This is a genomic window from Enterobacter sp. WCHEn045836, from assembly GCF_003965585.1.
In the GTDB taxonomy this organism is placed as follows: Bacteria; Pseudomonadota; Gammaproteobacteria; order Enterobacterales; family Enterobacteriaceae; genus Enterobacter; species Enterobacter dissolvens.
Window position 1 is genome coordinate 1 of record NZ_RXPT01000037.1, and the last position, 13,128, is coordinate 13,128.

A 13,128-nucleotide genomic window follows, 5' to 3' on the forward strand; every position below is an offset into this window, starting at 1 on the left:
ATTTGGATACCAGAGCCCGAGTTCGTCTTATCCGGCAACACGCCGGCTGGCTGGCGTCAGCGATGGCATCAAGGATACGGATGCGGTGACGGTTAAGCAGCTTAATGCGGCGCTGCAGCGCATTTCTGAACTGGAAAATATCCTCAAAGGAGGGAGTTAATGGCCAGTAGCGCAATCACCACTGCCTTTGAGGCGTGGAATGTTAATAAAATTTTGCAGAATGAACCTGCGCGACCGGACAAAATGGTGTTTGCCTTTATCCCCGGGCAGGACGAGAACGCCGAGATTGATCGCGATGAGCCAATTCCGCCACCCGAAAACATCCAGCATATTGCGGATATCACCAGTTACGGGAGTATTAACCCGAACGCAGTAGTGTATTCGGTTGTGCTTGATTCTTCTGTGGGGGACTGGGAATACAACTGGATAGGTCTTATCGACAGTGCTACCGATACTCTATTGATGGTTGTTCACACCCACACCCAAAAGAAAATTAAGACGCAGGGCGGGCAGCAGGGTAACAACCTGACGCGCAATCTGGCGATGGAGTTTGACGGTGCAACTGAGGCCACGCAAATCACCGTCACAGCGGAAACATGGCAGATTGATTTCAGTGAGAGGCTGGCGGGTGTCGATGAGCGGGTGCGGGCGGAAAATATTGATGCGTATGGCTATGCCGCCTTTCGTGGTGATGCGTTTCTCATACATCGATCTGGCGGTCAGTATGTGGCCTTGCCCGGGCTTGGCTATGTCGCAGGGCTTCGCTGTGAGTCTCAGCAAAACCTGTCCGTGCCACCTTTTAGCGGAGCCACCAAGGTCTGGATGGATGCCTCCTGGCAGGGAACCCTTACAGGTGCGTGGGAGGTTGTATATACGCTGCGAACTGCAGGCGCACTGGATGATTACGAAAAAGACGGCTTTTTGCATTTTGTCTATGCGGTTGCCGAAATTGATGCGGGCGGGAATATCACCGACCTTCGCCCGGGATTTCCCCTGGAAGAGCTCGAGGAGGAGGTCCGGATTAAATGCCCGTACCGGGTGAATGATGTTCTGCTCACCGCCAACCCGGAGCACCCTGAGGACTCCTGGCCCGGCACCCGGTGGACAGATATGAGTGGAGATTACAATGCCAGAACCCTGATGATTGGGGAAGCCCCACTCACAACCGGCGGGCAGGATTGGATTACGCTGACTAAAAAGGAGATGCCCAGACACGGGCACGGCCTTAATAATGTGAAAATTAAAGGGGCGGGCGGTCACGATCATGAGTACGACAAGTATCAGAAAGATGGTACCCAGGACTCGACCCGCGTGTCGGTGGATAATATCAGGCTGGGCATTGAGCAGGACAGAACCTCAAAAGTCGAAGATCACACGCACGAAGTTGAGGGGGAAACTGATGAAAGCGGGGAGGGTGAACCGTTTTCTGTCGTGAGCTCGTACCTCACCTTGCGCGGCTGGCTTCGGGTGGCGTAAAGGAGGGGGGTATGTGGCATTCAAAAAAACTCACCCTTTCAGGTGATGCTGCAAGTATTAATTGCTCACTTTTATCGGTAAATCCATGGACACCCGGCGCAGGTCGCCGGGAGGCGTCCGGGTGTTATCTCAGCCCTGAGAATGCGATCCGGTGGGCAACAGACAGGCTGAGTGGCGCACCGGCAAACCTCGATGTTACCGCTTTGCTGATGAGTGCGCCCACACTCTCATTATTTGCCTCCGCGCTTGCCTCGGCGGCAGGTATTTTCCCTGTTGCCCAACTTACTCAGACGAGGCGGCGCGCTGTGGCTGAAATAAGTCTGGCCGAAACGCGCATGCAGCTGCCTGCGCTGGTCGGGGGATTGCCCGCAGCATCCACATTGTCCATTTCAACCTTGCGACAGGCCACCGGTGCGCAGGCGCTAATTTCTGCTGCAGGTGTAACCCTGCCGTCAATTGATGAGGCGATGGCATCATTCAAAGCGCAGCGGCTTGATTTGCTGGCGCAGGCGCAGCGGTTGCTTGAAGAGCTAACTGCAGGAAGCTTGCCTGTAAAAGTGGTATCGGCAATCGGTGATACAGCTGGAGCGGTGCGCGAAATGCTGGAGCAGACACCGGACGCGGATCACGTTTTTTCCCTCTGCCTGGTCTTCGCCGGCGAGGACCTCTCGGCATTAAGAGGGATGCTTGGCGATGGCTGACAATATTGAGTTTGCGTTATCCGGGCAGGCTATTCGCATGAAAAACATCGAGGTTTCGGTCTCGATGCCCATCAAAGAAAAAGACCAGTCAGGGCAGGCCTCCAGCACCGCAACGGCGGAGCAGGGAATTAAGGCCAAGGAGCTGAGCGTAAGCGGTGTCATTCCCTATGACGATGAGGGGCAGTTAATCCTACTGTATTCGCTTGCAGAGGCTCAGGATGGTGGCGGTAAGAGCGTACGCTATCGCGTGAATCACGATATCGCCAGGAAAATAAAGCTCCGTGAGGCGACGTTCGTCGGAAGCGTGAAAGCCTCGAAGGCAGCGAACCTTCTGGCGTGGCAGGTGACATTCACACTTCGCGAGTTTTTTAGCACTGCAGAGCGCAAAGCCGAAAGTCGGAGTAAAGGCGGGGCAACAGCTCAGACTGCGCAAGGGACGACTTCAGCAACCGATACCCCTGAGGAGCTGAGCTGGTTCGAGCGGGTGCTGAAATCACTCGATACTGCTATTGGGCCGTATGAGGAAGATAAAAAGTGAAGACCACAACACGCCTGCAAATTGATGGCGGACTGGCCATGATCGCCAGTTATCACCTTCTGCTCGAGTTGAGTGCATGCGGTCGGGGTTTTATTACCGCAGAGACTGAGGAAGATGTTACAGGGAAGCTTGTGCAACTGGATCTCGGTGCGGGTGATGTAACGTATCGCTGGTTTACGGGCTATGTGGAACGATGCGGCCCTGCAGAGAAAGGCTATAAGCGCCTGTTTGTGCGCGAGCTTTCCGGCGTGCTGATGCAGTCCTGGCCCGTGTCTCTCCAGCATCCTACCCTCCGTGATGTATGCGATCAGCTGGCCAGCCTCACTGGCCTGCAGTTCTATATCCCGGTAGCAGACTATGCGGGCAAAAAAATCCCTCACTTCAAGAGTAACGGTAGCGGCATGGCTGTTCTTGATAGTCTTGGACGTGCATTTTCGATTGACGACTATTGCTGGCAACAGATGGGGGATGGCGTCATTTATGTCGGGAGCTTTTCCGATTCGCGGTTTGCAAACTCTCCAGTTGATATTCCTGATGATTTCGTCAAGTCCGGCACCGGTGGGAATACCTTCCAGATGGGGCTTATTCCTGCTATCCGCCCCGGCGTCATTGTGAACGGTCATCGAATATCGAGCGTGGAGGTTAAAGACGGCGATATGTCTTTGCGTTGGGTGCCTAAAAATAGCAAGGGCAGAGATGCCTGGGACTCTCCTGAGAAGCGCCAGATTGATAAAGCCTATCCCGAGCTTGCCTCCGGGCTGCACCTTCCAAAGAGAGCCCGAGTCACAGGTCCGGTGGACTCTGCAGCGCTGGGGGATGTGGCCGATCCCTTTCGACCTCGCTACGCTGTGAACCTGCAGTTACTTGACGCTGATGGCAACGATGATGCCATGCCTGAGCTGGTTTCAGTTCCTCTGCCGGTGCCGTTCGCCGGGATGGAGGGGGGGCTATTTCAGTATCCTGCTGAGGGTGCCATTGTGGAAGTGGGGTTTATGGATGGCCGCCCGGATAAACCCCAAATCCGGCAAACGCTACCGGATGAGCAATCCCTTCCTGATATTAAACCCGGAGAGCAGCTACAGCAGCAGCGAGCCGGGGTGAGCCAGCGTATCACGACGGACGGCAGCTGGAATCGTGAAACCGATCAGGGCATCAGTGAGGTCAGCTCGGTACGAACAGTCACCAGTGACAGCGAGCAGAGGGAGACTACGACTCGCACCACATTGATAAAATCGAGTGACACACTCACCGTTGTGGGCGTTGCCTCCCTTATGGCTGGCGCCATAATGCAGATCGCTGACGGTGATTACAGCATCGGCGCGCAGGGTAAAATGACACTGCAGTGCGACGAGCTACAGCAGAATGCAAAGGGTAGTGTGACGTCGGATGTCGGGGAGGATCTGACAGAAAAAATTGTCGGCATCCGAAGGAGCGTGGCCGCTGCGCAGCAGATTTTTGGCGACACGGTAAGCATCGGTAGTAGTGAGATAAACATTTTAAACTGTCTCACTGATACCCTAGATGTACTTGAGCAGCTGGCGATACTTACAGCAAACCACGCTCACAGCAACACCGGAAGGCCGACAAATGCAGATGACATTATAAAGAACGCGGAGCGATCGCCGGCGTTGAAAGAAAAATACGGCTCTATTATCGGATAAACAAAGGCCCTAGCGGGCCTTTTTGTTGTCCTCATCCCGGGAGAGTCGCTCCCGGATTTCCCGAATCTCTTTAAAGTGGCAGGCCTCACACTGCTCGTCATCAACCGAAAATATCCTCTCGATTATCCCTCGCCGCTTTCCGCATTCGCTGCATAGCTTCCTCGCCAGCTTCATTTGCTCATCCCTTATAGGCATTAATTCCACGGAAACGGTAGAGGTATTGAACCCATTAATAAAATCGTTTTCGCCGATCGTTAATTCATAATTGATCGTTGTTGACGATCAACTTTTCTAATGAAATCAGATGTGATTAAGAGCTTATATGCGACACGCTGAGCGCTTCATACCCGAGCTAGCCCATACCTATGCTTCTAATCTCTTTGCCTCATTGAGGGCCATTTGCGGCCACAGAATCGACATGACCGAACCCCCGCGACAGACGGAAATCGCGCAACGCCCCCCGCGCCTGCGGTTTTCGCGTGGTAATTGTTTTGCCAAATCGAAAGTGCGCCATTGATAGCCACAGACCGCACTGTATAAGGGCAGCAGCGCCCGATCCCGTTTGGCGACGCTCGCACGTTTTTGCCATGGCTTGCCGATTCTTACTGGTTGCCACGGTTCTGCAGTATTTGTAAGCGGTTGATTAAAAATAAAGAAATGATGATTCCGTCACTCTGGCCAACCGGGGGCGGAGGTCATGGCGTGTTGTAACGCCATGATGATAAAGATTATTTTTGGCGGGATTTTGGCAATTTCAGGCAGACCCTCTACTCGTGGCCAGTATGAAATTCAGAGGGGGAGGGAGGCATACGGAATGTCCAGCACCGGACCGATTTGCCTGAGATGACACTTTTTACTTCCCGATATCCATCAAAGGGATAACGTGAGCGAGTGCGCATCTCTTTGCGAACAACATCAAGACAGGGGAAGACCAGTTCTTTGCTTCTGCAGTACTGCCGAAACTCGAACGGCTCAATCGCAATGATGCCAGGTTCAGAACTGTGGTTAAGCTGTGGCGATGCCGGATTCTCCAGCATGTCGAACAAGTCCCAGAACTCAAATACTGTGTCACTATCCAGGCAGGGATCTCCAATTTCGGGCGCAGTACAACCTACATCTTCCAAGGCCGGTATATCTCTTCCAAGAATCTCAGCCAGACTTTTGAGATCATGATAGAGAACCTTGCGGATGCCGTACTGACGTTGACGGCTGATTGCGTTGAGTACCTTGTGGAATTGTTCAAAGTACATCATCCAGTCCCTACCTTTCAGCCTGGTATTGATGGCCACCCCTTTTGTCCAGTAGGCATACAGGGCATCGTCACATTCCTTCTGGTACTGAATAACCCGGTCCCGGATTTCTGGTTTTACCTTTTTGGCGTTGATGCTCATCAACCATCCGGGTAGCTTTCTGAGCGACAAGCAGATCGTCGACCGAGAATGTCCATCCAGTTCCGTGATCTTCTGGATCACGGAGTCTGCAAAGCGCTCTGTGAGCCGGATGCGCTGTCTGGCCCATGCCAACCCCATACCCTCAACAACATGCCTCATTGCAACATAGGGTTCTCCCTGGTGCTCAACGATATATAATCTATCGCCATGAAAATTAAAGGGAAAAACATTCTTATTGGTCACGATAAACTCTCCCTGTGGTGGATTTAGGTACAAAAAACTATCCCTGACGGCAACTATATCCCCGTAAGATCCCCGTAAGATCCCCGATACAAACACCTGTAACCACGCAACATATATGTAACCAATGTGCTACATATCAGGGCGTTTTCTGACCAAATTAGAAAATCTCAAAATTTTAGGGGGGGCATCGGAAAAGCATCACAAACGTCACAAAATTTAAAATATTAACTTATCTATATGATATATATAGTAAATATCATATTTTAAAAACCATCACAAAAGCATCACAAAGCCATCACAGTGTGACGGTCTTAAACCATCACAACTCTGTTTTATAACTTATTGAATTTATTAGTTGTGACGGTTTGTGTTACGTTTTGTGATGGTTTTACCGTCACAGAATTTATTCAGCTGAATCATATGGATAAGGCGTGTTTTTGTGGGGTGTGATGATTGTGACGGTTTTCCGATGGGCGACTTAAATATAGGAGGGCGGGCGTTAACAATTGTGCAAAGAAAAGCCCCTGGGAGGGGCTTATGTTAGTTATTCATTTTCTTGTTTAGGTTGAACAACCACTGATGCCAGATTTTTGATAAGACGTTCACATGCATCAACATCTTTCAGGCTACGTAATTTGACCTTTGCAGTTTGTGGTACATCATCGCGTGTACAGAGGTTTAGTTCGATCTCGACGTCATTCCTGTCCAGTAATCCCATGATAGCTCCTGCTAGCTTTTTGGCTTGAGTTGCAACTTCAAAAATCAGGGAGAGTCTATCGGGGGCATTATTAGAAAAGCAAATAGAGTTGGTAGTATACAGCCCATTACTTTTAAAATAGTCTTTGATGATTGGGGTTAGTTCTGTAGGGCATGCAATTCGTACCCCTCCAAATTGGGCCTGGTGAAGAGGTTTTCCTTTCAGTTCAATCACTTTTTTCTCCAATGAAAAAACCCCGATAAACGGGGTTTTAGTATGTGATGTGGTCAATATATGGACGCTGAATGAAATAAATCCTTTTGTTTCAATATGCTACAAGGGAATAAAACGCGCCCGAAGGCGCGTTGGCGGTAAACTCAATTTAAAGGATTACTCTTCTTCAACTTCTTCCGCGAAGCTGGCGTCTTTCACCGAGGTCGTGGCGCGACGGGCTTCACCTTTGTGCTGCACTTTATTGAGCTGCCGTTCCAGCTTGTTGATCAAATCGTTAATGGCGGTGTACATATCCTCGTGTTTTGCGCTGGCGACCAGATGGCCGTTTGGAGTATTGATAGTTGCGTCAGCGATGAAACCCTGCGGCTCCTTGGACAGGATGATATGTGGATTAATCAAGTGTGTTTGCCATTTATCCAGTTTGGCGAGACGGTCTGCGACGTGCTGGCGAATTGCCGGGGTAATTTCCATTTGTTTGCTGGTAATGTTCATTGTCATAAATTTTACCTCTTGTCTTTCCGTCTTGGTGATTCCAGCATACCTGTCCTAATGTCAAAATGTGTGATTTAGATCACGTTATTTTGTCGGTTTTTGTCAGGGAATCTTTTTTGTGAGGCAGGGCAGGAAGAGGCGAGATTTACCTTGTCGAAGGCAAAAATTGCGGTCATAGTTGATAGGATGTGTTGAAGCTAAACCGCTTCAGCTTGTCTCTGAAATGAATAAAAAAACGGCAGCCCGCGGGCTGCCGTTTTGCATTGACGTCACTATCAGGTGTTGCTGCTGTTGGCGGCGATGATTTTCGCCACCTTATCAGCCTGTGCGGTCATCTGCATCTGACGGTAAGCATTCTCCATCAGCTTCAGGCCGTCGCGCGTCGCCTGCGTATCCGGATAATCACGCAGCATCCCTTCTACACGGTTAACCACGGCTACCCATGCGCCACGGCGGGTGTAGTATTCAGCAACCGAGTATTCGTATTTCGCCAGACGATCTTTCAGGAACACCAGACGTTTGGTGGCATCGGTCACGTACTGACTGTTCGGATAGCCGCGCACCAGTTTGGAAAAGTCGTTGAACGCATCGCGCGCATGCTGCGGGTCACGGTCGGAGCGATCCACACCGAAGAAGCCCTGCAGGGCACTGTCATCCAGCGCCATGTTGGTCAGGCCGCGCATATACATTACATAGTCGATGTTAGGATGAGTCGGGTTCAGACGCATGAAACGATCGATGGTTGCCTGAGCCAGCGGCAGATCGGCATTTTTATAGTATGCGTAGATGAGATCTAACTGTACCTGCTGCGAATACGGACCAAATGGATAGCGATTATCCAACGCTTCCAGTTGCGTTATCGCCTGTTTCCAGTTACCGTCCTGCAACTTTTGTTGTGCAGTCGCATAGATTTCATTCGGCGGATTGTCAGGGACCTGTTCATTTGAACCGGAGCAGCCCACCAAAGCCAGGCTCAACGTGGCCGCTGCCACCAGATATTTCATGCGCGTCATGACGTTTTGACTTTCCTCAAATGTTTGTCCGGGAGAAACTCTGTTCCTGCTCCCGATTAAGACCAGCTACAATAGCACACTATATTAAACGGCAAAGCCGTAAAACCCAACGTTAAACGAAGAAGCAGTTTATGGCACAACGAGTAGAACTCACCGCAACAGTCTCCGAAAATCAGCTCGGTCAACGCTTAGATCAGGCTTTGGCCGAATTGTTCCCTGATTATTCGCGTTCACGCATAAAAGAATGGATCCTTGACCAGCGTGTGCTGGTAAACGGCAAGATCTGGGACAAACCAAAAGAGAAAGTGTTAGGTGGGGAAGCTGTCGCCATCAATGCTGAAATCGAAGAGGAAATTCGCTTCGAACCGCAGGATATCCCACTGGACATCGTCTACGAAGATGATGACATTCTGGTGATCAACAAGCCGCGCGACCTGGTTGTTCATCCGGGGGCGGGGAATCCTGACGGTACGGTACTTAACGCACTTCTGCATTATTACCCGCCGATCGCTGATGTACCGCGCGCCGGTATCGTGCATCGTCTGGATAAAGACACCACCGGTCTGATGGTGGTGGCAAAGACCGTGCCTGCTCAGACTCGTCTGGTAGAGTCTCTGCAGCTGCGTGAGATCACCCGCGAATATGAAGCCGTGGCCATTGGCCACATGACCGCCGGCGGTACGGTGGAAGAGCCGATCAGCCGTCATCCCACCAAACGTACCCATATGTCGGTGCATCCGATGGGTAAACCGGCGGTGACGCACTATCGCATTATGGAACATTTCCGCATTCATACGCGTCTGCGTCTGCGTCTGGAAACCGGCCGTACTCACCAGATCCGCGTTCACATGGCGCACATTACTCATCCACTGGTGGGGGATCAGGTGTACGGTGGTCGTCCGCGTCCGCCAAAAGGGGCATCGGATGCGTTCATCAGCGTACTGCGCAAGTTTGATCGTCAGGCGCTGCACGCCACGATGCTGCGTCTTTATCACCCTATCTCGGGTATTCAAATGGAATGGCATGCGCCGATCCCGCAGGATATGGTGGAGCTTATTGAAGCCATGCGCGCGGATTTTGAAGAACACAAAGATCAAGTGGACTGGTTATGACCAAACTGATTGTTCCGGAGTGGCCACTGCCTGAAGGCGTGGCTGCCTGCAGTTCAACCCGCGTTGGCGGGGTAAGCCAGGGGGCGTGGGCGTCTTTGAACCTTGGTGCACACTGCGGCGACAACCTGGAACACGTTGAAGAAAACCGCTCGCGGCTGTTTGCTGCGGGCAACTTACCGTCTAAACCGGTGTGGCTTGAGCAGGTTCACGGTAAAGCTGTGCTGAAGTTGACGGGAGAACCCTACGCGTCTAAACGTGCCGATGCCTCCTACAGCGATACGCCGGGAACAGTATGTGCCGTGATGACAGCCGATTGTCTGCCGGTACTGTTTTGTAACCGTGCGGGGACAGAGGTTGCGGCAGCTCACGCGGGGTGGCGTGGTCTCTGTGAAGGTGTGCTCGAAGAGACCGTCGCCTGTTTCAAAGATTCCCCTGACAATATAATTGCCTGGCTTGGCCCGGCAATTGGTCCTCAGGCATTTGAGGTGGGCCCGGAGGTTCGTGAAGCGTTTATGGCGAAAGATCCGCAAGCCGTTAATGCTTTCGAACCTGTGGGGGAAAAATATCTGGCCGATATTTATCAGCTTGCCCGTCAGCGTCTGAATAATGTCAATGTGACGCAGATCTTCGGCGGTGACCGCTGTACGTTCACCGAAAAGGGTGATTTCTTCTCTTATCGCCGTGACAAGACCACGGGGCGTATGGCAAGTTTTATTTGGCTGATATAACCTAAAGAATCAAGACGATCCGGCACGTGCTGTTTTCTTTTCACATAATTCAGGTCATTAACCTTGAATAATTGAGGGATGACCTCATTTAATCTCCAGTAGCAAATTTGACCTGTTATGGGAGGAGTTATGCGTCTGGATCGTCTTACTAATAAATTCCAGCTTGCTCTCGCCGATGCCCAGTCCCTTGCACTGGGGCACGACAACCAATTCATCGAACCTCTTCATTTAATGAGCGCCTTGCTGAATCAGGAAGGGGGATCGGTACGTCCATTATTAACGTCTGCTGGCATTAATGCTGGCCAGTTACGCACCGCCATCGATCAGGCGCTGAGCCGTTTACCGCAGGTAGAAGGTACCGGCGGCGACGTTCAGCCGTCCCAGGATCTGGTGCGGGTGCTGAACCTTTGCGACAAGCTGGCGCAAAAACGTGGGGACAACTTTATTTCGTCGGAACTGTTTGTTCTGGCGGCGCTTGAATCACGCGGTACCTTGACCGACCTGCTGAAAACTGCCGGCGCAACCACGGCCAATGTGACTCAGGCGATTGAGAAAATGCGTGGGGGTGAAAGCGTGAACGATCAGGGAGCCGAAGACCAACGTCAGGCTTTGAAAAAATTTACGGTCGATCTGACCGAACGTGCTGAGCAGGGCAAACTTGACCCGGTGATCGGCCGTGATGAAGAAATTCGCCGTACTATTCAGGTTCTGCAGCGCCGTACCAAAAATAACCCGGTACTGATTGGTGAACCTGGTGTCGGTAAAACCGCCATCGTTGAAGGTCTGGCGCAGCGTATTGTGAACGGTGAAGTGCCGGAAGGGCTGAAAGGCCGCCGTGTACTGGCGCTGGATATGGGTGCGCTGGTGGCCGGGGCGAAGTATCGCGGTGAATTCGAAGAGCGTCTGAAAGGGGTGCTTAACGATCTGGCAAAACAGGAAGGCAACGTCATTCTGTTTATCGATGAGTTGCACACCATGGTTGGTGCCGGTAAAGCCGACGGCGCGATGGATGCCGGTAACATGCTGAAACCGGCGCTGGCACGCGGTGAACTTCACTGTGTCGGTGCCACGACGCTGGACGAGTACCGCCAGTACATTGAAAAAGATGCCGCTCTTGAACGTCGTTTCCAGAAAGTGTTTGTCGCGGAACCGAGCGTTGAAGATACCATCGCGATCCTGCGTGGTCTGAAAGAGCGTTATGAACTGCACCACCATGTGCAGATTACTGACCCGGCCATTGTTGCGGCAGCGACGCTTTCGCACCGTTATATTGCCGACCGTCAGTTGCCGGATAAAGCCATTGACCTGATTGATGAAGCTGCTTCGAGCATTCGTATGCAGATAGACTCGAAACCGGAAGAACTCGACAGACTCGACCGTCGTATCATTCAGCTCAAACTGGAACAGCAGGCACTCAAGAAAGAGTCTGATGAAGCCAGTAAAAAACGCCTCGATATGCTCAATGAGGAACTGGACGATAAAGAGCGCCAGTATTCTGAGTTAGAAGAGGAGTGGAAGGCAGAGAAAGCGTCACTCTCTGGTACTCAGACCATTAAGGCTGAACTCGAACAGGCAAAAATTGCCATCGAACAGGCGCGTCGTGTGGGTGACCTGGCGCGAATGTCGGAGCTGCAGTACGGCAAAATCCCTGAGCTGGAGAAACAGCTTGAGATTGCGACGCAGTCCGAAGGCAAAACGATGCGTCTGTTACGTAACAAAGTGACGGATGCGGAAATTGCTGAAGTGCTGGCGCGCTGGACCGGTATTCCGGTGGCACGCATGATGGAAAGTGAACGAGATAAACTGCTGCGCATGGAGCAGGATCTGCATCAGCGCGTGATTGGCCAGGACGAAGCGGTTGAAGCGGTTTCTAACGCCATCCGTCGTAGCCGCGCCGGATTGTCCGATCCTAATCGTCCGATTGGTTCGTTCCTGTTCCTGGGCCCTACCGGGGTGGGGAAAACCGAGCTGTGTAAGGCGCTGGCTAACTTTATGTTCGACAGCGACGATGCGATGGTGCGTATCGACATGTCCGAGTTTATGGAGAAACACTCCGTTTCACGTCTGGTGGGTGCGCCTCCGGGATATGTCGGTTATGAAGAAGGTGGTTACCTGACAGAAGCCGTACGCCGTCGCCCTTATTCCGTCATCCTGCTGGATGAAGTGGAAAAAGCGCACCCGGATGTGTTCAACATTCTCCTGCAGGTCCTGGATGACGGTCGTCTGACCGACGGGCAGGGGAGAACGGTGGATTTCCGTAATACGGTCGTGATCATGACATCGAACCTGGGTTCCGATCTGATTCAGGAACGTTTCGGTGAACTGGATTACAGCCATATGAAGGATCTGGTTCTGGGTGTGGTTAGCCATAACTTCCGTCCGGAGTTCATCAACCGTATTGATGAAGTGGTGGTATTCCACCCTCTGGGTGAGAAACACATTGCGTCGATTGCACAGATCCAGCTGCAGCGTCTGTACAAACGTCTGGAAGAGCGTGGATATGAAATTCACATCTCTGACGATGCGCTGAAACTGCTGAGCGAAAATGGTTACGATCCGGTTTACGGGGCGCGTCCGCTGAAACGTGCTATCCAGCAGCAGATCGAAAACCCGCTGGCGCAGCAGATACTGTCAGGCGAACTGGTTCCAGGCAAAGTTATCCGTCTGGAAGCCAACGACGACCGAATTGTGGCAGTGCAGTAAGTCACAAAACGCAAAAACGAGCCGCTTGCGGCTCGTTTTTGTTTAAAAACCAGGCCAGAATTGAGGTCTGGGATGTGATTTGCCTGGAAAATGAGCAGTCAGTAAATAATTTTCACTTTATCCTTGCAGCTTCAGAATT

The 13,128-nt window shown here is 51.8% G+C and carries 12 protein-coding genes; 8 read left to right on the plus strand and 4 right to left on the minus strand.

What is annotated here, in order from left to right:
* The first annotated feature begins 46 nt into the window (after window positions 1–46).
* From EKN38_RS26300 to EKN38_RS25440, 5 genes are read left to right on the plus strand one after another with little or no spacing between them, the layout of a single operon-like run.
* Window positions 47–160, plus strand: coding sequence for a hypothetical protein (locus EKN38_RS26300; RefSeq protein ID WP_221760831.1), 114 nt, complete (start codon window positions 47–49; stop codon window positions 158–160).
* Window positions 160–1,476, plus strand: coding sequence for a phage tail protein (locus tag EKN38_RS25425; RefSeq protein ID WP_126523055.1), 1,317 nt, complete (start codon window positions 160–162; stop codon window positions 1,474–1,476). The genes EKN38_RS26300 and EKN38_RS25425 overlap by 1 nt, the downstream gene beginning before the upstream one ends.
* 11 nt (window positions 1,477–1,487) lie before the next feature.
* Window positions 1,488–2,177 (plus strand): hypothetical protein, encoded by a 690-nt coding sequence (locus EKN38_RS25430; protein WP_126523057.1) that lies wholly within the window; start codon window positions 1,488–1,490, stop codon window positions 2,175–2,177.
* Window positions 2,170–2,715 carry a hypothetical protein gene (locus tag EKN38_RS25435; RefSeq protein ID WP_126523059.1) on the plus strand — a complete coding sequence of 182 codons (546 nt, stop codon included), beginning with the start codon at window positions 2,170–2,172 and terminating at the stop codon, window positions 2,713–2,715. The genes EKN38_RS25430 and EKN38_RS25435 overlap by 8 nt, the downstream gene beginning before the upstream one ends.
* A complete protein-coding gene (locus EKN38_RS25440) occupies window positions 2,712–4,376 on the plus strand; it encodes a hypothetical protein (RefSeq protein ID WP_260480593.1) in 1,665 nt (554 codons plus the stop codon). The genes EKN38_RS25435 and EKN38_RS25440 overlap by 4 nt, the downstream gene beginning before the upstream one ends.
* A 767-nt stretch (window positions 4,377–5,143) precedes the next feature.
* Here EKN38_RS25440 and EKN38_RS25445 read toward each other — a convergent pair.
* From EKN38_RS25445 to bamD, 4 genes are all read right to left on the minus strand, one after another.
* Window positions 5,144–6,010: a phage antirepressor N-terminal domain-containing protein gene (locus tag EKN38_RS25445; protein WP_126523061.1), complete on the minus strand. Its 867-nt coding sequence runs from the start codon at window positions 6,008–6,010 to the stop codon at window positions 5,144–5,146.
* Window positions 6,011–6,554: 544 nt separating this feature from the next.
* Entirely contained in the window at window positions 6,555–6,941 is a 387-nt protein-coding gene (locus EKN38_RS25450; protein ID WP_126523063.1) for a hypothetical protein, read from the minus strand.
* Window positions 6,942–7,097: 156 nt separating this feature from the next.
* Entirely contained in the window at window positions 7,098–7,439 is a 342-nt protein-coding gene (raiA, locus tag EKN38_RS25455; protein WP_008502470.1) for a ribosome-associated translation inhibitor RaiA, read from the minus strand.
* Window positions 7,440–7,708: 269 nt separating this feature from the next.
* On the minus strand, window positions 7,709–8,446 hold the full coding sequence (bamD, locus tag EKN38_RS25460; protein WP_013098339.1) for an outer membrane protein assembly factor BamD: 738 nt from the start codon (window positions 8,444–8,446) through the stop codon (window positions 7,709–7,711).
* Window positions 8,447–8,577: 131 nt separating this feature from the next.
* Here bamD and rluD point away from each other — a divergent pair, with 131 nt between their 5' ends.
* The 3 genes from rluD to clpB all read left to right on the plus strand — a co-directional run bounded on the left by rluD (window position 8,578) and on the right by clpB (window position 12,989).
* Window positions 8,578–9,558 (plus strand): 23S rRNA pseudouridine(1911/1915/1917) synthase RluD, encoded by a 981-nt coding sequence (rluD, locus tag EKN38_RS25465; protein ID WP_014832938.1) that lies wholly within the window; start codon window positions 8,578–8,580, stop codon window positions 9,556–9,558.
* Window positions 9,555–10,286 carry a purine nucleoside phosphorylase YfiH gene (gene yfiH, locus EKN38_RS25470; RefSeq protein ID WP_014832937.1) on the plus strand — a complete coding sequence of 244 codons (732 nt, stop codon included), beginning with the start codon at window positions 9,555–9,557 and terminating at the stop codon, window positions 10,284–10,286. The genes rluD and yfiH overlap by 4 nt, the downstream gene beginning before the upstream one ends.
* A gap of 129 nt (window positions 10,287–10,415) precedes the next feature.
* A complete protein-coding gene (gene clpB / locus EKN38_RS25475; protein WP_013098336.1) occupies window positions 10,416–12,989 on the plus strand; it encodes an ATP-dependent chaperone ClpB in 2,574 nt (857 codons plus the stop codon).
* Window positions 12,990–13,128 lie beyond the last annotated feature (139 nt).

Bases quoted from the DNA above. Each gene is read 5' to 3' on its own strand.
- yfiH (WP_014832937.1), top strand. From the start codon at position 9,555: ATGACCAAACTGATTGTTCCGGAGTGGCCACTGCCTGAAGGCGTGGCT.
- rluD (WP_014832938.1), top strand. From the start codon at position 8,578: ATGGCACAACGAGTAGAACTCACCGCAACAGTCTCCGAAAATCAGCTC.
- EKN38_RS25435 (WP_126523059.1), top strand. From the start codon at position 2,170: ATGGCTGACAATATTGAGTTTGCGTTATCCGGGCAGGCTATTCGCATG.
- raiA (WP_008502470.1), bottom strand. From the start codon at position 7,439: ATGACAATGAACATTACCAGCAAACAAATGGAAATTACCCCGGCAATT.
- EKN38_RS25430 (WP_126523057.1), top strand. From the start codon at position 1,488: ATGTGGCATTCAAAAAAACTCACCCTTTCAGGTGATGCTGCAAGTATT.
- clpB (WP_013098336.1), top strand. From the start codon at position 10,416: ATGCGTCTGGATCGTCTTACTAATAAATTCCAGCTTGCTCTCGCCGAT.
- bamD (WP_013098339.1), bottom strand. From the start codon at position 8,446: ATGACGCGCATGAAATATCTGGTGGCAGCGGCCACGTTGAGCCTGGCT.
- EKN38_RS25425 (WP_126523055.1), top strand. From the start codon at position 160: ATGGCCAGTAGCGCAATCACCACTGCCTTTGAGGCGTGGAATGTTAAT.